This is a genomic window from Paenibacillus graminis (assembly GCF_000758705.1).
GTDB classification, from domain to species: domain Bacteria; phylum Bacillota; class Bacilli; order Paenibacillales; family Paenibacillaceae; genus Paenibacillus_AQ; species Paenibacillus_AQ graminis.
In genome coordinates this window covers 1,955,543-1,980,249 of the sequence record NZ_CP009287.1, presented here as the reverse complement: position 1 = coordinate 1,980,249, position 24,707 = coordinate 1,955,543, and the positions used below count along the sequence as shown (strand labels likewise).

Genomic DNA, 24,707 nt, shown 5'->3' with positions numbered 1-24,707 from the left:
CCTTTCCTTATAATCTCACGCCGCTCAGCGTGGAATAGACTTCTCCGGTTCTGTCCGCAATGGGCTGCCAATCATACCGCAGCAGAACTTCCCTCCGGGCTGCTTCCGCAAGCAGGCTCCCCTCATCAGGGGCACGGAGCAGCTGCAGAATCCGGCCCGCAAGCATTTCAGGGTCTCCAGGAATGCTGGTAAGGCCGGTCCGCCCATGCTCAACTATCTCGGCCAGCCCTCCGGCTTCAGACACAATTACAGGTGTACCGCTGCCCATCGCTTCCAGCGCTACAATGCCGAAGGGCTCATATAAACTGGGAAATACACAGACATCGGCACTCTGGAGCAGATAGCTTTTCTCCTGGCTGTCCACGAAGCCGGTGAAGCGTATGCTTGTACCCAGCTCAGCCGCACTGGCTTCAAGCTCGGCGTACATCGGCCCCCGGCCTGCAATGATACAGGTGCATTGCGGGAATTCCCGCAGCACGTCATGCATACTTTGCAGCAGCACCTGTACCCCTTTTTCCTTCACCAGTCTTCCAATGAACAGGACAATCTTCCCGCCATCCTGCGCGTAATGCTCTCTTCTGAAGGAATGTGCCGGAATCAGCTCCATTGAACGAAGATCAATGCCGTTGGGGATAATCTCCGTCCCGGACTCCTCTACACCATGCACAGTGCAGACCTCCCGCTGCATATGCAGGCTGCATACAATGACCTTGTCTGACGAAGTGACCAGTTCATGTTCGATGGCATGAATCATGTGCTGCTGAGGCGTGAACAGTCCCTGATTCCTTCCATATTCTGTAGCATGGACCGTTGTGACAAGCGGTAATTTCAGCTGCTGGCGCAGCAGAAGGGCGGCATAGCCGACCAGCCAGTCATGCGCGTGAATAAGATCGAGCCTTACGTTCCCGCTGAGCCGGGAGGCAACATAATCTACAATCGCCAGATTGAACTCAAGCACCCAATCCTCGAAATCGGTCAAGTTCTCATAAGAATTCACACGGTGCACGTATACACCGTTCTCCACTTCCAGTACGGGCCGTCCCGGCGCGCTATTGGTGATTACATGGACCTCGGCCGGCCCGCAGGCCAAATGCCTGGACAATTCATAGACATGCGGGGCCATCCCTCCAATCACCACAGGCGGATACTCCCAGGACAGGATTAAGACAGATGCTCTTGATTGCATAGGTTCCCCCCTCCGAATCTCTCAATGTGCAGAAAGTGAATACCCCGTGAAGAATTCCCACCATGTATTTTGCTCCAGCAGCGGAGGTGAAGCATGATCTCTTTGGAAGGAGAACCAGTCCGAATACATCAGGCTCCCGTCATCACAAATAAATAACACATTAGATCTCAAAATTGGTACAAACGTTTGCACTTTTTTAATAATCCCTAAATCTGCGTAATAGTAGCGGTTAGCCGGCCTGGGAATCCGCATCTCCAGCATTTGCCCGAGCGGCCTGTCCACCGGGAACAGGAATTGCGCAAATTTGTTCTCGGAAGAGAGGGCGGTTAGCCGGACAGCCTGCGGCAGCTCAAGCCAGCTGCTTTTGAAATGCCACGCAATCAGTTGTCTCTTCTCTTCTTCCAGCGCAGTCTGGAAGGTCAGCTGTGTCCCGTCAAACTGCAATCTCTCATCCATATGCAGCATCTCCTTCGGACAATTGAAAGGATTCTTGGCAGGCTCCCTGCCACTCAACGATCATTTCGGATACACCCTCCGCAGGCGTATGGAGGCTATGAGCCTCTCCTTGCTCCAAGCGCACAACCCCGGAGCTGCTCCTAAGCAGAATTTTGAACTCAATCCCGGAATCCGCCGGCAGGCTGACATCGCAATACCAGGTTGGATACCGATAGACAATATGGTTGTAAAACGGCCCTGCCGCCTTTTCCGCTTGCCAAGCTCCAAGCTCATACACATTCCCCGTCACGTAGACCCCGGTATCATAATCAGTGTGTACGTTCTTGACCACCAGCCTCACCGTAACCAGTGTTCCTGTCCACACCTTCAGTTCTTCCGGCAGCCGGAACTTCTGCTCCCCGACCGTCAGACCTTCAACAGGATGTGTGCCTGCCGGGACCGCCGGAATCCTGGCTACAATCTGCTCGGATTGCCATGAGATTACAGCTGCCTCATAGCCGCCAACGGTCAGACGGCCGGTGTCGCCTAAATGTCTGCCCCGGATCATTAGCTCGCTTCCCGGCGCCGCTGCTTTGGGATAGACATGTACGGCTGCCGGCTCCTCCAGATCAGACTCATAAACATAGACATAAGCAGACCGCGGTGCCAGCAGCACATTCTGTATGTCCCCTTCGGCCCCCGCAACTGCTGGACGGTCCGGATAAATGTCCTTAAGGAGGCTGGAGTAAGCGCCTTGCGGCAGGGAAGTAACCAGTGGCGGCAGAATTTGTGCACTTTCTTCCTGATTAATGAAGATCAGCGCGACATCCCTCTTGCAGCTGCGCTCGAATACCAGCACCCCCGGATTGACATACAGCAGCTTCGTACTGCCGTAACCAATCGCAAGATTACAGGCTCTTAAACGATTAAGCTGCGCCACAAGCCGGTAGGCTGTTGTCTCCCTGCTGAAGGAACTCATCATCGCACGGTTGTGGGGATCCTCCCCGCCGCTCATGTACTGCTCGGTTCCATAGTACACTACGGGCAGCCCGGCTGAAGTCAACAGCAGCACAAGCGCCAAATCCGTAAGCCAAGGCTCTGAATCCCGGGTGAACCGGCTCATATCATGATTATCCAGAAATATAAGCTGGTCGTACAAATACTTGTAGCTTCCGGAGGATTCACGCAGCATATCGGCAAAAGCACCGAAGCCCCGCCGCCCATGAAAGGCCTCGCGGATCGCGTGTGTGAACATAAAGTGCAGCAGGCTCATCCCGCTCCCGTTGGCAAAAGCAGCATTGTCCTGTGTGCGTCCATGTGCTTCAAGAAACCACTCCCCGAACAGATAAGCCGGCTTCCTGGCATGAATGAAGGCGCTCAGCGAAGTTAGCCAGCCCGGGGGAATATGTTTGGCGGCATCAATCCGCACACCGTCCACCCCTTGATCCAGCCAGTAAGCAATCCCTTCCCGCAAAAGCTCATCCGCCTGCGGGTTCATTTGATCCAATCCGGCAAGGTCATACAAATTGCGGTACAGCGAATCCTCGGCATCCCGGAAAGCCGTTCCGCCATTATGAAGAAACACACGCTCCATATCTCCCGAGTACGTTGCTACCAGCCGGCCCGCGCGGTATATTGCACCGTTCTCCATGTAATCCGGCCGCAGTTCCAGTGCCGGGGAGGTATGATTTGGCGTAAAATCAATAATTACCTTAATTCCCTGCTCATGCGCAGCACTCAGCAGGGCTCTGAAGGTGTCCATCGAACCAAAATAAGGATTGGGCCGGAGGAAGTCTCTGGGCCAATACCCATGATAGGAGGCTGTGCCTTCTTCATCCTCCATACATACATCAATATTCTCTGCCGGCTGGGAGATCAGGATTGCGCTGAACCCCATGCCCGTAAGATATCCGTCCTGAATCCTGGCAATAATCCCTGCCCAGTCGCCGCCGAGATATTTCCGCAGATTGTCTGCACCGGAACTGAACAGTTCCGCCCGCGGACGGCCCGCGGGAGTGCCTTCGCAGAACCGGTCGGTGACAATCTGATAGATGCATTCGCCCGGATGCAGCATATTTACTTACCAGAACCGGCCGGAATGGCATTTGCTTCCGCCAAGAGAAGGTTCAACGCCGTTTCCGCCTGTTCGATCAGGAGGACATGGATTTGAAATTTCTGTTCCAGTTCCAGCTTCCGGGCCAATCTCCGTTCGTGGGGATAGACTTCGTATTGCCCATAAGAGGTTTCGAGCTTATCAGGCAGCAGCAGGGCAAGCGGCCGCCTGGAGTAGATTCTTAAGATCTCAATCGCATCTTGAATAGCGCCGTCATCATCATAACCGGCAATCAGCAGAACATATTCCGGATCAAATGCCCGCAGCATCGCAAATCTCAGGGAATTAAATGCAATATTCATAGTGGGAAGAATGGAGCTTTGCCCCGCCATAATGATCCAGTCACTGCCGCTGTGCTGGGCCTGATGAATCACTGTATCGATATAATACGGATACTGCTCCAACGGGCGGTGTGCCAGGAACTTGAAGATATCCCCTTCAGGCTGCCTGAACAGGAACCCGGTTGGCTCTGTAATGAAAGCTGTCGCCTTAATACCCTTTGCTGCGAATTGCCGGTAGAGATTCATCTGCACGGTAAACTTCCCGATGCACCCCCGGGTGGCAAAAATCCCAACCCTCTTAATTGACCTGGGACGGGAGTACATCAAAGCTTCCTTTTCGAACTGTCCCAGATAGCGCTCTATATCCGTTCCGCCCGTGCCATAGCGCTCATCCATCTCCTGAAAAAGCTGCTCCCGCGGACTGTGAACCACATCGATCTTGATTTGCTGCTCCGCCATCCAGTTCAGGGTATCCCGGTCATAAATTTCATGCACACTGACCACCTTTAGGCCCCGGCCAGAAGCGTATAAGACCAACTTCCGCCATAATCCGGCAAGATCATGTTCGGCAAAAACCCCTGAATTTCCGCCAAAAGTGGTGCCGGGATCATTCAGAATCAGGGTGTCCGCGTCCTTCAGACCGTCTGCCATGGACGTATGGATCAGAATCCCCGAATGCTTCCCGTCCACCTGCGCTCCGGCATCTTGCCCGTCTTCCTCCACAAAGTCGATAACCGACACAATCTCCACGTCCAGCAGGTCACGGAAGCGCAGCAGACCCTGTGTGATTTTATTGAAGGGGTACAGCACAACTCTCTCCATATTCGCGCCCTCCGTCCGGATCATAATCTGACAGTCTTCTTATAATCAGCCAGCTTGCCTGCCAGGCTGCCAATGTCCAGCACCGATTCGACATGTTCAGCATCAAAGCGGCTGCGGATTTCTTCCTTGCGCTGCTCTATTTCTTGCGGAGTCTTTGAGATGTATTCTCCAAAATCAACTTCGTATTTATCCGGGATTAGAATGGCAAACGGCCGGCTGGCATTGCCGTAAATGCGAAGAATATCGAGGCTGTCTCTGATCTGCTCATCATCATCGTAGCCTGCAATCAGGATCGTCAAGTCCGGCTGCAGGGCCCGTAAATAAGAAACTTTGGTTGCTGCAATCACGAAATTCTCATTCGGGAGCAAAGAGCCTTGACCTGACAACAGGACATAATCACAGGCTTTGCTCTCCGCTTCCCGGACAGCTGCGTGAATGTAGTACGGATATTGGTTCAGCGGCTTATGGGCAATAAATTTCATAATATCACCGCCCGGTTGGTTGAAGAGCGCAGCCGTAGGCTCGGTTATAATCGCCTGGACCTTCTCTCCTGCCTGCTGAAGAGCCCGGAATAACGACATTTGAGCCGTGAACTTCCCGAGGCAGCCCCTTGTTGCGAATATCCCAACCTTGCATATATTGCGGTTATAAACGGTCATTTGTGCATCTACATCAAAATAGGATAAATAAGTGGCTACTTCATCTCCAGGGGAAGGAAATGCATATTCTGTATGAAGCCGGTGCTGAAGACTTGCGGGGATTTGCGGTAGAATCTCAATCGTAATTCCATTCTTAAGCAACCAATCCAGGGTAGGGCGGTCTATAATTTCGTGCACACTGATGATCCGCAGCTTATGCTCATGGGCAGAGGCAACCAGCAATCTCCACAGCTGGCTGAGGTTATGCTCGCCATATACGCTTTCGTTATTTCCAAATGAAGTTCCCGGATCATTCAATATCAGGGTATCCGCTATGCCGAACACCTCTTCAAAATTGTCCGTGATTGGAATTCCGGCCGCCTGGCCTTCCACCAGCTCTGCTGCGTCTTTACCCTTATGCAGGACAAAATCAACAACCGCCCTTACCGTAAAATCTGTTAAATCCCTGAACCTGATGATCCCTTGCGTAATCTTGTTGAAGGGATACAACACCACATTGTCCATGCATAACCGCCTCCCATAATAGAGTAAATGATAGACAACAACCGGTAGACTTAACCGATTAAGCTGATACTACAATAATTTACATATTATATCAATACCAAGAAATAAAAGGTTTTTTATGACATGAATTTCGAGGATTGACTCCTGACCTAAGCTAATGTTAATCTTTAGGAAATTGACAGATTGGAGAATAGGATTGTTGAAAAAAACGACTATGAAGGACATCGCCATCCGGGCCAACGTATCCGTTGCCACCGTAAGCTACGTGCTGAATCGTGTGGACAATCAGACCATTCCTGAGAAGACACGCCGCCAGATTATGCAGCTGGCCGAAGAGCTGCACTATATTCCGAATCTGGCAGCCCGTTCACTCGCGAACCAAAAAACCGGTCTGGTAGGTGTATTGGTCCACAAATCCAAGCAATTGCCTTACTGGAAGCTGCATGCCCAGCTTGCCTTCATTCATACTTTGGAGCAGCGGCTGACAGCAGCCGGTTATCATACACTGCTCTATACTCTGGATACCGACAACCCGTCGCTGGACATTATCGTTGAGCGCAAGCTGGAAGCCGTGTTTCTCATCGATGCACAAGATGCCTCCTTCTACTCGATTTCCAGACACTTTGTCGAAGGCATCCCCCTGATTCTGATCGACAGCATGATTGAGGATAAGCTGTTCAAGCAGGTTGTGTTCAATTACCGTTCAGTGCTTGAAGCGGCCTTGCCGGATGATCTGTCCCAGGTCTGTTTGATTATGGAGAGCTTCAATAACTCACTCCTTACCCGCTATATCCGCAGCTGTGTTCCTCTGTCTGACGATGCTGTCTTCGAGATCCGCGAACTTCAGGATCTGCTTCCGGCAATGGATCACCAGCGCTTCAAGCAGGCGATTGTGATTAATGAATTCATTGGCAGCTATGTCGAGAAGTCTGGAGATTTCGAGCATCTGACCGTAATCTGCACCTGCAATTCCCCGCAAATGCTGGGTGAGCGTGTAGAGAAGATTCTTTTTCAAGGGGACAAAGCGGAGGTCGCATTTGAACTCATGCAAGAGCTGTTATATCATTCGGACTACTCCGAGCAAGAGAATAACTGTTATTATGTAGACTAAATTTTTTTGATCATTAACTTAAACGTTTAAGTTGAAAGGAGGATCAATATGACAGAACCGGTTATAGCCACCCAAGCAGCTCCTGCGGTACACTCGTATCCAAAGCTGTGGGCCAACAAAAAATTCATGCTGCTGCTCTGCTCTTTCTCCATTTCCCTGTTCGGCAATACCTTTCACAGCATCGCTCTCAGTCTCTGGGTGCTTCAGACCACAGGCAGCGCCAAACTGGTGGCTGTACTGACGATCATTAACCTATTGCTGAGCTCGCTGCTCGGGTCCATCGGAGGAACGTTCGCGGACCGGAACAACCGCAGAAAAATTATGCTGTTTACAGATCTGATCAGCTGCTCACTGGTAGTGACCCTTGCCCTCGTTATCTCCGTTCCTTCCGCTTCGTTCATTATCGTGGCTGTACTTACAGCGCTAACTACGGTGTCAGCCCTATTCCAGTCCCCTGCCTACCAGTCTTCCATTATCACCGTTGTCGGCAAGGAGCATGTCCAGCAAGCGGTTGGCATGCTTAACCTGTCGGAGAACATCTGCCGGACGGTTGGATTTTCCGTGGGCGGAATCTTTGTAGCGAGCTTCGGTGCAGCGGATGCCATTTTATTCGATGGAGTCACGTTTTTGGTCTCCTTCCTGCTGGTTCTTGCTGTCCGTTCCCTGCCAATGCCGGTACGCGCCAATCCAGAGCCCCAAGAGAAAAAGAAATTTATTCAGGATCTTGGAGAAGGCATACGCTATATCTGGAAATTCCCCTTTGCCAAGGCAGTCATCATTATGCTTCCAACGCTCACTCTATTCTTCATGCCCTCAATGATGCTGACCCAGGTCATGGCGGTCAACGTCTGGAAGGCAAGCCCCTTTCAGTTCGGACTCATGGAAGCTTGTATCCCGCTCGGCTACATGATCGGCTCAGGTCTGATTATGATCCTGGGTTCCAGAATCAGACGGCGGGGATTATTCATTATGACCGGACTGCTCTGTCTGGGCCCGATGTACGTCCTGTTATCCTTCATTACTTCTGCAGCCGCAGCTATCCCTGTCGTCCTGCTGATTGGATTCATGTTCTCGTTCTGCACACTCCTTATCAATATCATCCTCAGGCTGGAAATTTCGGAAGAGATTCAGGGCAGAGTTTTCGGAGTACTGGGGTCGATTATGAGTGTAGCTCCATCAATCGGTCTATCCATTGTCTCCTATCTTTCGGATCATTTCAGTCCCGGCCCTGTTATGGGGTCCATTGGACTGCTGCTGCTCCTGTTCGCCTTATATACATCAACTAAGCTCAAGATCATTCGAGGTTATAAATAGCCATCAAGCTATATAAACTGAAATTGTAATATTTCGATTTTGGGAGCAGCCCTGACTCCAGAGAGCGTATAGACTTCCGGCCGCTGCCTATCTGCCTATTTCAACGCTTTCTTTCCGAATTCACCCGTTGCTTGTTTCCCAGAAGACCAACGGCTGATGCGGACAGGAAATACGCCATCGGGGAGGATTCGTCCATTTCGCATTTCGCAGGACGATCCGGACTGAGATGTTGCTAATTGTCCTATTCCCATTATTCCAGGCTAAAACGAGCGATATAACGGCTCAGAGTCCGAATCCGCCGGAAAAGCAGACTTTTTCGCAAAATAAGGCCTTCTCTGTCCGCTTCATTCCGCTGACGAACCCCCCTCCTGCAGCGCTTATATCATCTGAGGGTTCTAAGATATCCACATTGCTTCGCCTCCCCCAAAACATATAAACTCTTATCTTTGAACAAAAAGGCTACGCCATCCTTGACTGGACGGCGTAACCTTTTTGGTTTTCAGTTTAGCGGTGCCTGGAGAACCCTTTATGCACCCTTCGGCAATTCCAAGTGGAAAAAGGGTCACTAATTTGCCCCAGCACCCTGTTCTCTGCAGGTTAAGTGGAAAAAGGTACACTAATTCAGCTCATTTTGCTCCTGACAAAGGAATATGGCCCGATTAAGTTTCCTTTTTCCACCCAATTCCCAAAATTATAGATTTGTGGGAGAAATAAGTTCCCTTTTTCCAACATATAAGTTGAACTTTTGTTTTACATTGTGGGGTATGGCCGTCACTGCGGGGAATGTTTGGACTTCCAGCCGCTGTTGTCGTAAGAATTTCTTGATTGGAACCGCCTTTAGCGGTTGAAATCCGGTGACTGATTATGCTGAAGATAGCGAGCTTTCCTGCGGAAAGCTTTCAGGCGGACGCCACCGCTCTGTAAGTATCCAAACTTCCCCTCCGCACTTCTACCCTTTTATGAATTCTTTAAGTTCAACTTCTATAGTACTGCTCACCTGCACCTGCTTCTCCGCCAGCGCCAGTTGGAGAAAGGCTATCGAACCCGAGTGATCTCCTCCCACCCCTTTGGGTGAATCCGCTGAATTCACGTCCACTTATCACCCTCGGGATTTCTCGAAATTCACTTGGATCTCACTCGGAATTCCGCAGACTTTTATTCGTTCTGCTGCTTAAACCCAAAGCATTGGAACTCAAGATTCTTCATACTTCAGATCCGGGTTCTCCGTATGGGATAGCAGAGCGGCCGCCCGGACGGCTGTCATCCTTTTACCGCTGAGCCTACTGTCATGGCCCGCTCTACCTGATCGCTGAGAAGCAGATATACCAGCACCATGGGAAGAGATGCAATGGTCATGACCGCCCCCATGGCTCCCCAGTCGGTACTGTACGAGCCCTGGAAGAAGAGCAATCCAAGCGGCAGTGTCTTCATGTTTTCGTCCGAGATTAGAATGTACGCCAAAGTGAACTCATTCCAGTTGTTCAGGAACTGGAAGATGGCAATCGTTGCAATTGCCGGCAGTGCCAGCGGCAGGATGACCCCGAGAAACAACCGGTAAATGCTTGCACCATCAATGCAGGCTGCCTCTTCAATTTCCCGGGGAATGCTGACCAGGAAGCCGTAGAACACCATGGTTGAGAAGGGAAGGCCGATGGCAATGTAGGGAATGATAAGAGCTCCATAGGTGTTGGTCAGATGAAAATCCCGAACCAATAGCGCAAGCGGAATCATAATTACCTGCAGCGGCATGAACATACCGACAAGCATATAAGTTCTGACAGCCGAGCGGAATCTCCACTGCATCCGCGCCACGGCAAAGGCGAACATAAGCGCCAGAAGCAGAATGAACAGCGTAGATATGATGGAAACAACAAAGCTGTTCCAAAAGTAACGCGGAATATTGAACTGCGTCCAGGCATTTACATAGTTCTCAAAGCGAAAATGAGTCGGCAGGCCAAACGGGTTGGTGACGAAAATTTCGTCATTGTTCTTCAGCGAATAAGAAATCATCCAGAACAGCGGATAGATGGATACAACAAAATACAGCCACAGCGGAATTTGCAACAGGAAATGCCCGATGGACCGGAATGTTTTTGGGCTCATGTGGTTCTCCTTTCCATTAGGCATTCTGTCCACGGTCGAACACCTTGTTGATTACAACCGTCGCTACAAGCGAGATCAGCACCAGCAATACCGATACTGCGCACGCATATCCATAGTTGCTCTCCATAAAGGCATACCGGTAAATCATGAAGGTCATCGTGTAGTTGGTCGTGCCTGGACCTCCATTGGTCATAATCAGCATCTGTACGAACGCTCCGATCCCGGAGGTGATCGCGATAGTGAAGCAGAATTTATACGTTTCCCGCATAAGCGGGAGCGTAACATGCCAATGTGCCCGCCACTTTCCGCAGCCATCGATGGTTGCGGCCTCGAAGTAATCCTCTGGAACAGCCTTGACCCCGGCATACAGCAGGGAAAACTGATAGCCCATAAACTGCCAGGCGTTCACAAAAGCGATAGCAATGATCGACTGCGTCGGTGAGCTCAGCCAGTTCTGCCGGTAAGGAATATTCAACAGCCCGAAAAGCTTATTCACAAGACCGTTCGTCGGGTCGTACATGGCGATCCACAATTGGCAGACAACCGTAACCGACAGCACCACTGGGATGAAATAAGCAGTCTTCAGCAGCTTGCGTCCGCGGGTCCGCGGATTGGCGCAAACAAGTGCCAGTACCGTACCGAGTCCAATCTGGAAGACCGCCAGCACCAGGGCAAAGATCAGCCCGTTTTTCAGGGAAGTGGATAGCAGCGGATCGTTAAACAGCTCACGGTAATTGGCAAATCCGGAGAAAGCCGCCGTGCTCAGCCCGTCCCAATCGTAAAAGCTTCTTACCACGGTCTGCAGCACGGGATAGATAAGGATCACGCTATATAACAACAGGGCAGGAAGCAGAAACAGCGCCAGCGCCGATTTGTTTCCCAGATATTTATTCATGCGGTTCTTTTCCTCCTTGTTCCGTTACAGCCGAACCCCCGGGCGAAGGCCGCAGGGGCAGGGCAGATTTGAGACTACTGGTTTTCCTTGCCCAATGTACGGTTCAGGTTCGTGACAAAGTTCTCTGTTGTAAAACCGTCCACCAGCAGGTTCTGTGTGTTGTCGTTGATGGCATTCTGAATTTGCGTATTGCTTAGCAGCTTTGCGTATTCTTTGGCGTTCGGCAGCAGTTCCGTGGCGATCCGCTGCATCATGACCGGCACGTCAGCAGCGATCGGCTTGTCCGTCTTCGGCGAAATAATCGGGCTGCCCAGTTTCGTATATTTATATTCTGCTGATTTCGCGGCGAGGAACGCTGCCACCTTCACTGCAGTCTCTTTATTCTTACTGCCGGGCGAAACAGCGTAGCCCTGCGGAGATCCCGCCCCGTCGATATTATATTTGGTTTGTTCGTAGGTCGCTTCATCTTTGGCCGGCCAATACATCCAGTCAACCTGGCCGCCAAGCTTTTCTTCCGAGCTGTAGATTTCCCATTGGCCGTTGACGAACATCGCGGCTTTGCCTTGATAAAACTGCGAGGACGCCTGGTCATAGTTCGTGTTCGTTGCGTTAGCGTCGAACAGTCCCGCTTCTTGAAGCTTCTTCATTTGCTCTGCTGCCGTGACAAAAGCCTGTGGCAGCTCCGTTACTCCCTGTGCCTCCAATGCGCCAAAGCCAGCAGCCTGCTCCCTGGTAACAAGACCGTTATAGAATGCGGCTGAAATCCATTTTTCTTTTCCGAAGATGGACATCGGCGTGTAGCCCGCTGCTTTCAGCTTTTTGGCCGCTTCCGCCAGCTCGTCAATGGTTTTGATCGGCATCGCAATGCCGACTTTGTCGAAGATCGACTTGTTATAATAAATCAGCTGAAACTCAATGCCGGTATCGGGATAAGCATACACATGGCCATCCGGGGCAATCAGACGGGATTCAACGCCCGGATTAAGACTTTCCTTGTACTGTGCTGTCGATTCATAATCGTCCAGCAGCTCTACATTTTTCGATTTGGCAAAGGTCTGCAGGGTCTGCCAGTCGGTGAAATAAACATCAGGCATGTTCCCTGTGGCAGCATAAGTCTTGAGCTTCTGATTACCATCCTGCACCGCGGAGTCTAGCTCGATCTCGACGTCCGGCATCTCCTTCTTCAGCTCTTCCACTGCGTAGTCGAAGGGGCCTTTCGTATCTTCGTCAAAGTGCTGGGCGTAGACCTTCAGCTTGACCTTGCCGCTGTCAGTTGCCGCAGCTGAATTCTGATTTTTGTCAGAGGCTGTGTTGCCGCCGCCGCAGGCAGACAGCACCAGCATCATGGAAAGCGTTATCATTAGTGCGCTTAAACGTTTGTGCTCAATTTTCATTGTGTATATCCCCCTCATGCGAGTATGTGTCGTAAGGCTGTGACCTGCCGGCCACATTCACATTATAGCCTCCGGCCAGCCATAACATTAAGGGATAAAACGGGTATTACCCGTAAAAAACGGGACAAAACAAGTTGAAACGGGTACCGTCCTTATAAGGACGGTACCCGTTTCAGCGAGAAATAGAAGGAAAACTTATCGTGCGAAGCAGACAAATTCTTATATTTAAAGCGATTCCCGGCCGGGAACCGCCTACGCTTTTTTATAGGAATTTCTGAAGCAGGGTTACTTTCTGACCAACTGTTCATATTCTGTCGGAGTGACGCCGAAACGCTTCTTGAAGCTTTTGCTGAAATAATTCGGGTCCGCATATCCTACGCTCTCTGAAATATCGGCCAATTTACGGTTGCCTTCGAGCAGCAGCGCTCTGGCTTTTTTCATGCGGATATGCGTAATATGGTCCACAATCGAATACCCGGACTCCTTGCGGAAAACCCGGCGCAGATAACTGGGATCGACATATACGCCGCCTGCCACCTGTTCGGCCGATAAATCTGCGTCTGCATAATGCTGCTCAATATAGTGGATAGCCGCAGCAAACAGATTCGATGCCTTCGTGGGCTTTACATCTTCTGTCAGTTGTATAACCCTGCGGTACAGGGCGGTCAGCCACTCCTCAGCACCATCCCAGGACCCGCATGCCTTTAACCTCTCGAAAGGCGGCTTGTCGCCTTCGCTGTCCCACACCCGGCTGTAGGAGAAGCCCCGTTCGCCCGCAAAGGTTAACACCAGCGAGACAAGACCCATCATCATTGCATCCGCATATTCGTCCCCCCATTTGCAGCCGCGGAGCTGGCGGATCGCCTTGCGGACTTCCTCCAGAATATCCGCATCTTTCATGCGGAGGCCAAGCACAATGACGTCGCGGATGCTGCTGAGATCCGGCGCCTCTTGTCCGGCCGGGCTTACCGGCCTGTTCCCTTCAGCCCCTTCCTTATCTGCCTCCCGCTCACGGGGCAGCTGCGGCAACTTTGGCCGGATACGGGCCAGCATCGCGGACATCTCCTCTTCGTTGAACGGTTTGAGCAGATAATCCTGTACGCCCGTCCGCACGGCTTTTTGCAAATACTCAAATTCGTTGTGTCCCGAAATGAACACAATCACGATGCGTTCAAAGCGTTCCTTCAGCTTGACCGCCAGCTCAATGCCGTCCATAAACGGCATGTTAATATCAACCAGCGCCAGATGGGGCTGATGCTTCTCCGCCTCAAGCAATGCTTCCTGGCCGTTCCTCGCTTCGCAGCATACCCGGAAGCCGTGCCGCTGCCAGTCCATCTTAAGCCGCAGATAGTCGCGGAACAATGGCTCGTCATCAACGATCATCACCTTGTACATCCTGTTCATCCCTCTTTTCAGTTCCAAGCATAGGCAATGACAGCTCCACCACAGTCCCTTCATCAACAACGCTGCGGACAGTCAAACCATATGCCTCTCCGAAGTATAGGTTCAGCCGCTGCTGGACACTGTAGGTACCGATTGAACGGGTCTCCTCCTCCGGTGAATAACCGGACATGATGGCCTCTATCCGGTCCTCATCCATACCGATGCCGTTGTCCGTCACTTGAACGAGCACCTTGCCGTCTGTGATGCAGGCTTGAATGCGGATGAAGCCCCTGCTCCCTTTTTTCTTCAATCCGTGGTAAATAGCATTCTCGACAAGCGGCTGCAGCGACAGCTTCGGTATTGGCGTACCCGACAGCTCAGCCGGTATATCAATCTCATAGCGGAACACATCAGGGTACCGGATCTGCATAATGGCCAGATAGTCATCCGTAATCCGCGCTTCCTTCTCCAGGATGATTAGCTCCCTTCCCTTGTTGAGCACCATCCGGTAAAAATCCGCCAGCGCTTTGGTCGTATCCCGGGCCTCTTCGTTGCGGTCAAGCTCGTTCAGGACATATATGGTATCAAGCGTGTTATATAAAAAATGCGGCTTGATCTGCGCGCTGATCAGGGCAAGCTCATACTCCCGCTTGCGTTTCTGCTCCTCGGTCACCTTATTTAGCAGTTCCCGCACGCGGCCGACCATGAAATTGAAAGCTTCTGCGATCGTTCCGATCTCGTCTTCCGTTCTCGCGGCCACAACCGGGCGGAGATCACCGCTGACCACCTGCCGCATCGCTCTGGTCAGCCTCTCCAAGGGACTTGCAACCATCCGTGACAGAAAATTGGCGCCGAATAGGGAAAAGATCAGGCACAGGGCGCCTACCAGCGCCGTCAGCCGCACATTCTGCTGCACATCAGCTGTGAGCAGCTTAAGCGAAACTACGTTGATCAGCTCCCAGTCCATCGGTCCGAAACGGCTGACCGTAACCAGATTGCCGTCATCCTTGTAAGAGAAGCTGGCGGATCTGTCCCCTTTCTCAAGATCCCCGATTTTGGCTGCCATCGATGGCTCTATGGGCTGAAGCAAGCTGCTTTTATCCGCTGCCGCCACAACGCGCCTATGTTCATCCACGAAATAATAGGCCTTGGAGGCTTCCGGATCGCTGGACTGCAGAAACGCCGACAACTGTGCTTCTTTGACCATCAGGAACAGTGTGCCCAACGGCTCGCCGCTATCGATATTGATGACCATCTTTCCCAGTGTAAGCACAGGAGAGTCCGGATCGGAGGTCAGAACATTCCGCTTCTCCATGCTGAACCAATGTGAGTTTCCATAGCTCCCGGCCTCCCTCACCGTATCCAGCATACCGCTTGCAGCAATGCCCTTCTCCTCTTCCTCCCCGCCGGATGTATAGGAAGAATAGACGGTTCCGTCTTTGCCGACGAACACAGCGGCATCTACCTCCCGGAAGATCGACAGGTCGATGGACAAGCGGCTCTGCATCAGGTTGGCAAAGCGGAACTGCTCCAGCGGAACCGCCTGAACAGCGGGATACGATTCGTAAAGACGGTTAATGTTGGTAACCATAATATTTGCCGCAGTCTCCGCGCTGCGGAGGATATAATCGGTACGGGAGAGGATCAGCTGAGATTCATCGGCTACGTTGCTTGTAGTCCGTTCAATCAGGGAGCGGCTGAACAAGTGGCTGGACAGGGCGCCCAGAATAAGCAGAGAAATAATCAGCAGAGGCAGAAATATCGCAATGACCTTGCTTTTGAACCGGAGCCGGCCAAACCATCTCCGGATAAGTGCTGTAAGTTTCAAGCCTGTTCCCCCCGCCCTCCTATGAATATTCAACATGGTATCACAATTGCCCGGGGTTTAGAAGCAAGCCGGGGCAGACCCTATCTGGGTATATATTCCAAAAATATAACCACTTGAAAGTACAGAATGTGGATGGTAGGATAGAAGCGATATTTAGTAAATTTATTAACTAAAAAAAAGGCGTGAGCGGCTTGCCAACGATTAAAGACATCGCCCGCGAGGCCGGCGTATCGGCCGCGACGGTATCGCGAGTGTTAAATAATGACCTGTCCCTGGCCGTCAGCGAGGTTACTCGGACCCGTGTGTTTGCCGTCGCCGAGCGGCTGGGCTACAAGCCCGCCCGGTTAAAGCAGCTAAAGCGGAATACCGAGCGGAGCGGCAAGACTGTCTCGCTCCTGCTCACCTGTTCGGTCGAGGAGGAACGGGATGACCCGTATTACGGCTCCATTCGCCGGGGGATTGAGCTGCGCTCCGGGGAGCTGGGCATTTCGCTCGGCCAAACCCTGCGCGGGCATGCACAGCTTCCTGCCCTGCGGGCCTGCGACGGCCTTATCGTCGTAGGCGGTTTCGATCCCAAAGAGCTGGAGAGTCTGCATGCTGACCAGAGCACGATCGTGCTTGTCGACCAGTATGGGGAACAGACAGACTATGACTCTGTGCGGACGCATTTTCGCCAGGCGGTCGATCAGGCGCTCGGCCACCTGATCGCTCTGGGCCACCGCGATATTGCATTTATCGGCGGCGGCGGGGACGGGGAGCGGCGGGCGCATCATTTTGAGCGGATCATGCTGGAGCGGGGCTGGTACGACGCCCGGCTGGTCCGGACGGGGGGATGGAGCAGCGCCGACGGCTACCGGATGATGAAGGAGCTGCTGGCCGGTGCGAAACGGCCGACAGCCTGCTTCGCGGCGAGCGACCCGCTGGCGGTCGGCGCCCTGCGGGCCCTGCACGACCAAGGCGTGCGGGTGCCGGAGGAGATGGCCATCGTCGGCTTCGACGATATCGAGATGGCCGCTTACGTCCAACCGCCGCTGACAACCGTACGCGCCTATCCCGAGCAGATGGGCAAGGCGGCTGTCCAGCTGCTCGTCGAGCGGTTCGAAGGACGTGAAGCGCCTTCACATACGATCACCGGCACGAAGCTGATCGTCAGGGAGAGCTCCGGCGGCACGCCTGGTTAAGCCGCCGCCGCGATGCACAGATACCTCGCATCACCCAAGCAAGGACGGTCCTCGCCAACGGACCGGATCACATTCACAAGGAGAGTAATGAGCATGAATATTTACGCAGACGAAACGCTGGGCCTGTTTCACCTTCAATCCAAAGATACCAGCTATATCATACAGCTGGTTGAAGGCTACCCTTCCCATGTATACTGGGGCGCACGCCTCCGGCACGACAACAGCCTGGCCGGCGTGCTGGAGCTTCGTGAACGATCCTCTTTCTCCCCAACCCCGCTGCTGCCGAACCCTACCCTCTCTCTGGATGCTCTGCCCCAGGAGTACCCTCAGTACGGGACGGGCGACTTCAGACGGCCGGCCTATCAGGTTCTGCTGGCTGACGGCACCCGGACCACCGAACTTAAATACGTTGGCTGCACGATTACTCCCGGAAAACCTGCACTTGAAGGGCTGCCTGCAGTCTATACAGAAGAGGATCACGAGGCGAAGACGCTGGAGCTTACCCTTAATGACGACTATACCGGCCTGACCGTTAAGCTGCTGTATACAGTTTTTGCTGACCACAGCGCCATCGCCCGCTCTGTCCGGTTTGAGCATAACGGGCAGACACCGCTTCGGCTTGAGCAGGCGCTCAGCGCCTCGGTTGATTTTGCCGATTCGGCCTACGATACGCTCCACCTGAGCGGCGCCTGGGCAAGAGAGCGCCATGTTCAGCGCCGCCGCCTTACCGCCGGGGCCGCAGTTTCGCTGGAGAGCCGCCGGGGCTCAAGCAGTCATCAGGCCAATCCCTTTCTCGCGCTTCTCCGCCCCGGCGCGGATGAAGACCAAGGAGATGTGTATGGCTTCAGCCTTGTGTACAGCGGCAGCTTCGCGGCAGTTGCAGAGGTCGAGCAGTTTAACCAGACCCGCGTGAGCATTGGCATTAACCCGTTCGATTTCTCCTGGCTGCTGGAGCCGGGCCAATCCTTCCAGACCCCTGAGGCTGTACTCGTCTACTCCGGCGAAGGGCTGGGCGGCATGTCGCGTACCTATCACCGGCTTTACCGGACCCGGCTGTGCCGCGGCGTTCACCGCGACAAGACCCGTCCGATTCTCGTCAACAACTGGGAAGCGACTTATTTCGATTTTGATGCCGACAAAATCGCAGCCATCGCCAAGGAAGCGGGTCCCCTCGGCATCGAACTCTTCGTGCTCGATGACGGCTGGTTCGGCAAACGCGACAGCGACAACAGCTCGCTTGGCGACTGGTTTGAAGACCGGCGCAAGCTGCCCGGCGGACTGGCTGACCTTGCCGGCCGGGTAAACGCCGAGGGCCTTCAATTCGGACTGTGGGTCGAACCGGAGATGGTGTCACCCGACAGCGAATTATACCGTAAACATCCTGACTGGTGCCTGCACGCCGAAGGCCGCCGCCGTACGGAAGCGCGCAACCAGCTCATTCTGGATCTCTCCCGTTCCGAAGTATGCGATTATCTGTATGAGACACTGAGCTCTGTTTTTTCCAGTGCGCCGATTACCTATGTCAAATGGGACATGAACCGGAATATGACGGAGATCGCCTCCGCGGCAGCCAGCCCCGAGCGGCAAAAAGAAACCGCCCACCGCTATATGCTGGGCCTGTATGGTTTGATGGAACGCTTGACCTCACGTTTCCCGGACATTCTGTTCGAGAGCTGTTCCGGCGGCGGCGGCCGGTTTGACCCGGGAATGCTGTTCTATATGCCTCAGACCTGGACCAGCGACAACACCGATGCGATCGAGCGGCTGGCGATCCAATACGGCACCAGTATGGTATATCCCGCCAGCAGTATGGGCGCCCATGTCTCTGCGGTACCGAACCACCAGGTGGAACGGATCACTTCACTCGCTATCCGCGGCGATGTGGCAATGAGCGGCAATTTTGGCTACGAGCTGGACCTTACCGCCTTCACCGGGGCAGAGAAGCGGCTGGCAGCCCGGCAGATCGCCCAGTACAAGGAAATACGCCAATTGGTGCAGCAGGGCGATATGTACCGGCTGCTGAGTCCTTTTGAAGGAAGCGGCGAAACGGCCTGGATGTTCGTGAGCGGGGACAAAACAGAGGCCTTTGTAGCTTATTTCCGTGTGCTCGCGAAGCCTAACGCGCCAATCTCGCGTCTTTCGCTTAAAGGGCTGAACCCTGAATTGGATTACATGATTGAGACAGGCGCCGCATCTGATGGCGCGGCGGATCATAGCGGGGCAGAAGCTTCTGCATCGGCGGGAACCTCCGGCTCCGCCTTTCAAGAAGGATTCGGCGGCACGCTTCACGGCGGCGACCGCTTAATGCGTATCGGTCTTGTCGTTTCCGATCTGCACGGCGATTTCGCCAGCTGCACCTACCGTCTGAGAGCCGTAGGGCGCTGATCCGGCGCTTCGTGCATTCAGCTGCAGAGGGCATGCCCGCAAGGGACTGCCCTCGATCGTAAATGTTCGTGCCGTGCCCCCGGTTGACACAACCCCGAAATGGCCTCCTGCTTCCCCAATAGAGTGGAAGCAGGAGGCCATTTTTTTCAGCCATAACGGTATCCGAAGGGCCGATTGGGCAGCCAGCATCGAAGGGGCGCCGCATCAGATTGGCGGTAGGCATCAGATTGGCGGTAGGCATCAGATTGGCGGTAGGCATCAGATTGGCGGTAGGCGTAAGCTTACCCGGTCCGTCACCTGTAAACCATAACCGAAGCCGTTCTGCTTCCCGTTTGGTTTTCAGCAGAGCAGCCTTTTGTTTCATTGGTCTGCTATCCCTCACAGCCGCTCTTGTTCTATTCGTCCACTATCCATCACTCGCATTCACCTGGCTTCTCCTTCATTTCTGCTTCAGAAGTGGTTCCAGTACCCATGCTCCCCCTGGTCAGGCAGTCGCTCCATGGCGCATGCCTTCACCTGGCTGCCGCAGCCTAATTTCTACGCCAGAACAAGAACGCCTCCTCAACAACGGCATTTCTGCCGTTGTTTCCAAGCAAACCTGCCTCCGCCTCTTCAACAACGGCATTTCTGCCGTTGTTTCCAAGCAAACCCGCCAAAGGGCGGCCATTTCCTAAATCCAAAGCAGGTCAGATGTAACTTTTTTACAAACCATGAGTCTATACAGTAGCGGTCCAGAATATGCATCGCCGTTGCGACTCATACGCAACGTAGTCACAATTTTCATTTGCAGCTTAGTTACAATTCATTAGAGATGGAGGATACGCAATGGGAAAGGGACAAAACTTCAAAAAACTCAGCTGTGCCATCTGTGCTGCACTGATGCTGCCGCTCGGGGAGGGCGGCGGGACGGCCGAGGCAGAAGAAGCGGCAGTAAGCATAAGAAATCCCTATTATCAGCAGGTGGAGGCACCGGTAGTACAACCTGCCTGGTCCCTGCCGGTCACTAAGCCCAAGGGGGTAGATAACGTGGAGCCGGTGACAGCTATCGCTGAGAACGGCAAGGTATTTATGCTGCAGCCTAACGGCAGGCTGGCTGCACTGAAGGCAGCAAGCGGTGCCAGGCTCTGGGAATACGGCAGCCAGTTGGCTCAGCAGATGGTGTACAACAACGGTGCCATTTACGGAATGACCACTGCGGGAGCGCTCTACAAGGTCAAAGAAGACACTGGAAGCAAAGCTTGGTCTGCCGCCCTTGGCTACGGAACTGCGGACAGCATTAAGGTAACCGGGGGAACGGTGTATGTGACCCAAGGCCAAAAAATGGCTGCGGTAGACGCGGCAACCGGCAAAATCAAATGGCGGATTGCCGAAGATCCGAACAATTATTATTTTGGCTCAGAAGCGCTGGAGGCGGAGGGGGTTGTCGTTAGAAATTATGCCGTATCCGGCGCAATTACCGTGTCCCTGGTAGCCGTCTACGATAAAACGACCGGCACCAAGCTGTGGGAGGCTTCCAGACAGCTGGCTCCGCTGGCCATTAAGGATGGCATTCTCTACTCTGAGCGTGAGTTATTCATGCTGGACGATGATCCGGTGAACCGCAAAATCCAAATCGCCGCCTTCAATCTCCGTACCGGAGCACTCAAGGGGGAACGCACTTACAGCTGGACAGACAAGGCGGCAACTGACGGAGTGTATCACGGGGGCGGCTCTTATAGCTCTGCCTTCCTGAACGGGAACGATCTGTACATTCACCAGGGCCAGCGTCTGGTTCTATACGATTTCTGGAACTATGTGTCCGGCGCAGAGCCGTTGAAGAAATGGGCGCAGGAGAGCTATGATCAGCGGCTTCCGCTGAACCTTGTGCATCTGGACCGGATTTATTACACCGATGAGCACAGCCATGGCCTGATTACCATGAAGCTCGCTAACGGACAATATGTACGCTTCGATCAAGGAGAGAATAATACGGTACAAGCCGCTATATTCGGCAAAGGGGTTTATGTCGGCCAGTCCGACGGTCTGCTGCATGCCTATGACCTTACAAGCTCCAAACCTGTATTCACCGTCCGCACCGGATCACCCGAATTTGCCCCGCTGCTGAAGACTGGCGGCATGCTGTTAATTCAATCAGGCGGCAAGCTGCACGGGATCAAGCTGCCCGCTTCACTGAAATAAGGGGAGGCCACAACAAAGAGCCTGCGTATGCAGGCTCTCCTGTTTGCCTTTTTGAAAATATACCCCATCAATTTATATAGGTTGAACCCCTATTATGAATTTTCAAGCCCATCTTATATAAATCCTGTGCAGACTGTTGTGCGTTCAACACACCGTTCTTCATCCGTTCCTAGGCCGAGGCTTCAATAATCTGTCCTGCCAAAGCAAGCAATTCCTCCTTGGTCAGATGCCCCCGGGTTTCCCGGATAATGTAGTTGATACGGGTCTGCGGATTCATCCACGCTACCGACTTGTATTCCATTTTATCTATAGGTGTGTAAATCACCTCTTGGCCGCCCACCTCAAGCTTCTCCGACTGCGCCGTTACCGGCTCGGATTCAACCGTCTTGTCATTGGGTCCTGCAGGTTCGGCAACGATGCCGAGAACTCCTGTTATTCCGTTCTTCTCTGTGGCCATTTTATAGATTATGTTTATAGCAGTACGCTTCTCCTGCAGCTTCTTGACATATATTTTTTTGCCTGATGCCTTCCCCTCAGCGATCACTTGCTGGTATATCTTATTCTGTTCTTTTTGCGTCATATATGGAGTAATATTTGCCATGAAAAAGTTATAGCCTTCCGGGGCCTGCTGCAGCCGCAGCGGCATGGCGGTATTGCCCGCAGCATACTTCTCCACGTATTCATTGTACGTATTATACCTAATTGAATACGTTGCACCCGAAATGGATGATCCGGCAGAACTGGCTTGATATTCCTTATCATTGATATACACATATCTGATTTCTCCGGGCTTAAACTTTTCACTTAATGCTTTCTTTTCCATATCTTTGAGATTCTTAAATTTCTTCATTTCTTGCTCCGCTTTCGCTTTCGCAGAGGCTTCGCTGGTCTGGGCTATCGTCTTGAATTCCGCCTTGATGGCGGGTTGAGCCGCAGTCTGGGCACTGGAATTCTCAGCGGAAACCTCACCTGCGGGGCCGTACCCTAAACCAAACAGCAGGGCCGTACCGGCCATAGCAATGAGCATTTTTTTAGAATGCATATTTTTAAATACCACCTTCCTGGATGTGTAAGTCTCTTAAATAACACATAGGCTGCCACATTCGTGACATCTAATGGCAGTCCCTTAGTTCATCATGCCGGCAGCAATTCGGATAATCTCCTCTTTAGTCAAGGAAGACTCTGGTGAAGCAGTCAAATCGTATAACATATTGTTTTTCGGGTCCGCCCAGACAAGTTTGTATTTATAACCCAACTTTACTTTCCCGTCTCTTGAATGATCCATATAAATCAGTTGGGTTCCGTTGACCAGAATGTTCTCCATGATTGTATTTTTGGTCCACATCAAGCTTTCTGCGATTCCGGTTTTTTCTTTGAGGCGTTTGGCCGAAATATTCACTATAGTCTGACCTTTTCTGTAACTCAATCTGGAGATATCAAAATTAATGCTGCCCAGCGGCTCTTTTCTCCAGGAGACCCGGTAGCCGCCTTCCAGCTTAAATCCACCGCTCAGGGCAAGCAATTCCTTTTCTTTGATCTCAAAATAAGGTATAATCCATGCCTGGTCAAAAACATACCCTTCCGGCATATACTCCGGCTGCTTCAAATCCGGTGCTATGTACCTCTTTGCCTTGGCAGCATAGCTGGAATAGTCTTTAAATGACATCGCGCGGTTAACAACGCCAATCATGGGAGACTCACCCCCAGCCTTTTCCTGTCTGAGCACGTATGAAGCGAACTCCTCGGGCAGCAGCAATTTCTCTACAGCATCATATGCCTCTGAATATTTTTCCCGAAACAGCCTTTCTTCTTTGCTTTCCTGCCTCTGGAGAACTTTTTCCTCCGAAAAGAATATTGGTTTGTTGGATTTTACAACCTTCCCCCCTTCCTCCGTTACCACAAGCGGCTGGTAGGGCAGCACTTCATACTGGAATTTAGCGGCTTGCCCAGGGCTTTCAATAAATAAGGAATAGCTGCCTCCGAGCAAGGCAATCAGGATCAGCGCCGCTGCCCATCTCCCCATATGCCGCCCCATCGTTCGCTTGCGGTATCTTTTTGCCTCGACTACCGGTTCCATACTCTGCATAACATCGGGGGTGTTCTCCACTTGCAGCTGAGATTGCTCCATCATAAGGCGGTCATTGCCAAGCCCGATGGCTTTCATTACAGAATCATGAACATCAACCAGCGGAAGCTTAGCAGAATGATCTCCCTCCTTCAAAAACAACTCTTCGGAAGTCAATTCGTCCTTGCACATAGCTGTTTATCCCTCCTCACAATGAATTCTCTAAGCTTGCTCCTTGTACGCTCGTACCGTTTCCTTACAGTAACCGTACTTTTACCCAGAATTTCAGCAATTTCCGCAAACGACTTATCTTCAAAAATGCGCAAAATCACCAGATTCCGTTCCTCAATGCTTAGCTTCTGCAGGGCTGCGGCGACAGATTCGCTGAACAGCCGATTCTCTACCACTTGTTCCGCGCTCTTAGCCGTTACATCCTGTCTGAGCAGCCTTCGCAGCTGATTCTGGAACTTTTGCTGCCGCAGTTGGTTTAAGCAATGATGATAGGACACCCTATAGAGCCACGAGGTAAAATTAGCCTGCAGTTTGTAGTCCCAGATGTTCTGGTAAGCCTTAATGAAGATGTCCTGAACCGCATCCTCCGCCTCTTCCCTGCTGTTCAGCAAACGGAAGCAGTAGACATAAATCCGTTGCTGGTAGAGTCTGATAATATCTGAAAAAAGATAGACCTCTCCCGCTTGTATCCGCCTTATCTTCTCTTCTATAGAATCCACAACTGTCTCCTTTCTGATATCAATACAGGTATAACACTTGAGCCGTCTGTTGCGTGACATTTTTTTATGTTTCCGTCTCCATCCTGAACAACGGGTGTATACCCAAAAAAACGCCGCTTCATTTCCCTTAGGAAGTGAA

The 24,707-nt window shown here is 52.4% G+C and carries 20 protein-coding genes; 5 read left to right on the top strand and 15 right to left on the bottom strand.

What is annotated here, in order from left to right; all coding sequences use genetic code 11:
• Positions 1-7: 7 nt before the first annotated feature.
• The 5 genes from PGRAT_RS08035 to PGRAT_RS08015 are packed head-to-tail and all read right to left on the bottom strand — an operon-like array spanning position 8 to position 6,000.
• A complete protein-coding gene (locus PGRAT_RS08035) occupies positions 8-1,186 on the bottom strand; it encodes a glycosyltransferase family 4 protein (RefSeq protein WP_025707179.1) in 1,179 nt (392 codons plus the stop codon).
• Positions 1,187-1,207: 21 nt separating this feature from the next.
• Entirely contained in the window at positions 1,208-1,642 is a 435-nt protein-coding gene (locus PGRAT_RS08030) for a hypothetical protein (RefSeq protein WP_025707180.1), read from the bottom strand.
• A complete protein-coding gene (locus PGRAT_RS08025) occupies positions 1,635-3,695 on the bottom strand; it encodes an alpha-amylase family glycosyl hydrolase (RefSeq protein WP_025707181.1) in 2,061 nt (686 codons plus the stop codon). Before PGRAT_RS08025 ends, PGRAT_RS08030 begins: the two co-directional genes overlap by 8 nt.
• Positions 3,696-3,697: 2 nt before the next feature.
• Positions 3,698-4,837: a DUF1611 domain-containing protein gene (locus PGRAT_RS08020; RefSeq protein WP_025707182.1), complete on the bottom strand. Its 1,140-nt coding sequence runs from the start codon at positions 4,835-4,837 to the stop codon at positions 3,698-3,700.
• A gap of 20 nt (positions 4,838-4,857) precedes the next feature.
• Positions 4,858-6,000 carry a DUF1611 domain-containing protein gene (locus tag PGRAT_RS08015; RefSeq protein WP_025707184.1) on the bottom strand — a complete coding sequence of 381 codons (1,143 nt, stop codon included), beginning with the start codon at positions 5,998-6,000 and terminating at the stop codon, positions 4,858-4,860.
• 199 nt (positions 6,001-6,199) lie between these two features.
• Between PGRAT_RS08015 and PGRAT_RS08010 the strand changes: the two genes are divergently transcribed.
• Both PGRAT_RS08010 and PGRAT_RS08005 read left to right on the top strand, forming a co-directional pair.
• Positions 6,200-7,111, top strand: coding sequence for a LacI family DNA-binding transcriptional regulator (locus PGRAT_RS08010; protein WP_025707185.1), 912 nt, complete (start codon positions 6,200-6,202; stop codon positions 7,109-7,111).
• A gap of 48 nt (positions 7,112-7,159) precedes the next feature.
• The gene (locus PGRAT_RS08005) at positions 7,160-8,425 is read left to right on the top strand and encodes an MFS transporter (protein ID WP_025707186.1); all 1,266 of its coding nucleotides are present in this window, start codon (positions 7,160-7,162) and stop codon (positions 8,423-8,425) included.
• Between the two features lie 949 nt (positions 8,426-9,374).
• Here PGRAT_RS08005 and PGRAT_RS33100 read toward each other — a convergent pair.
• The 6 genes from PGRAT_RS33100 to PGRAT_RS07980 all read right to left on the bottom strand — a co-directional run bounded on the left by PGRAT_RS33100 (position 9,375) and on the right by PGRAT_RS07980 (position 16,028).
• Positions 9,375-9,515: a hypothetical protein gene (locus PGRAT_RS33100; RefSeq protein ID WP_155990510.1), complete on the bottom strand. Its 141-nt coding sequence runs from the start codon at positions 9,513-9,515 to the stop codon at positions 9,375-9,377.
• Between the two features lie 170 nt (positions 9,516-9,685).
• Positions 9,686-10,528, bottom strand: coding sequence for a carbohydrate ABC transporter permease (locus PGRAT_RS08000; protein ID WP_025707921.1), 843 nt, complete (start codon positions 10,526-10,528; stop codon positions 9,686-9,688).
• A 16-nt stretch (positions 10,529-10,544) separates the two neighbouring features.
• Complete coding sequence (locus PGRAT_RS07995) at positions 10,545-11,423, bottom strand: carbohydrate ABC transporter permease (protein ID WP_025707922.1); 879 nt, start codon at positions 11,421-11,423, stop codon at positions 10,545-10,547.
• Between the two features lie 74 nt (positions 11,424-11,497).
• Entirely contained in the window at positions 11,498-12,817 is a 1,320-nt protein-coding gene (locus tag PGRAT_RS07990) for an ABC transporter substrate-binding protein (protein WP_025707923.1), read from the bottom strand.
• A gap of 285 nt (positions 12,818-13,102) precedes the next feature.
• The gene (locus PGRAT_RS07985) at positions 13,103-14,212 is read right to left on the bottom strand and encodes a response regulator transcription factor (RefSeq protein WP_025708806.1); all 1,110 of its coding nucleotides are present in this window, start codon (positions 14,210-14,212) and stop codon (positions 13,103-13,105) included.
• A complete protein-coding gene (locus PGRAT_RS07980) occupies positions 14,190-16,028 on the bottom strand; it encodes a sensor histidine kinase (RefSeq protein ID WP_025708807.1) in 1,839 nt (612 codons plus the stop codon). Before PGRAT_RS07980 ends, PGRAT_RS07985 begins: the two co-directional genes overlap by 23 nt.
• 191 nt (positions 16,029-16,219) lie before the next feature.
• Here PGRAT_RS07980 and PGRAT_RS07975 point away from each other — a divergent pair, with 191 nt between their 5' ends.
• Together PGRAT_RS07975 and PGRAT_RS07970 are read left to right on the top strand one after the other, a co-directional pair.
• Positions 16,220-17,209, top strand: coding sequence for a LacI family DNA-binding transcriptional regulator (locus PGRAT_RS07975; RefSeq protein WP_042266345.1), 990 nt, complete (start codon positions 16,220-16,222; stop codon positions 17,207-17,209).
• A gap of 93 nt (positions 17,210-17,302) precedes the next feature.
• Positions 17,303-19,594, top strand: coding sequence for an alpha-galactosidase (locus PGRAT_RS07970; RefSeq protein WP_025704868.1), 2,292 nt, complete (start codon positions 17,303-17,305; stop codon positions 19,592-19,594).
• A gap of 530 nt (positions 19,595-20,124) precedes the next feature.
• On the opposite strand, the gene PGRAT_RS34640 is transcribed toward PGRAT_RS07970, so the two are convergent.
• On the bottom strand, positions 20,125-20,250 hold the full coding sequence (locus PGRAT_RS34640) for a hypothetical protein (protein ID WP_280515324.1): 126 nt from the start codon (positions 20,248-20,250) through the stop codon (positions 20,125-20,127).
• A 169-nt stretch (positions 20,251-20,419) separates the two neighbouring features.
• Here PGRAT_RS34640 and PGRAT_RS07965 point away from each other — a divergent pair, with 169 nt between their 5' ends.
• Entirely contained in the window at positions 20,420-21,772 is a 1,353-nt protein-coding gene (locus PGRAT_RS07965; RefSeq protein ID WP_025705264.1) for an outer membrane protein assembly factor BamB family protein, read from the top strand.
• Between the two features lie 169 nt (positions 21,773-21,941).
• Here PGRAT_RS07965 and PGRAT_RS07960 read toward each other — a convergent pair whose 3' ends face one another.
• The 3 genes from PGRAT_RS07960 to PGRAT_RS07950 all read right to left on the bottom strand — a co-directional run bounded on the left by PGRAT_RS07960 (position 21,942) and on the right by PGRAT_RS07950 (position 24,568).
• Positions 21,942-22,814 (bottom strand): hypothetical protein, encoded by an 873-nt coding sequence (locus PGRAT_RS07960; RefSeq protein WP_025705263.1) that lies wholly within the window; start codon positions 22,812-22,814, stop codon positions 21,942-21,944.
• An 84-nt stretch (positions 22,815-22,898) separates the two neighbouring features.
• Positions 22,899-24,029, bottom strand: a complete 1,131-nt coding sequence (locus PGRAT_RS07955) for a DUF4367 domain-containing protein (protein WP_025705262.1) — start codon at positions 24,027-24,029, stop codon at positions 22,899-22,901.
• The gene (locus tag PGRAT_RS07950; protein WP_025705261.1) at positions 24,011-24,568 is read right to left on the bottom strand and encodes an RNA polymerase sigma factor; all 558 of its coding nucleotides are present in this window, start codon (positions 24,566-24,568) and stop codon (positions 24,011-24,013) included. The genes PGRAT_RS07955 and PGRAT_RS07950 overlap by 19 nt, the downstream gene beginning before the upstream one ends.
• Positions 24,569-24,707 lie beyond the last annotated feature (139 nt).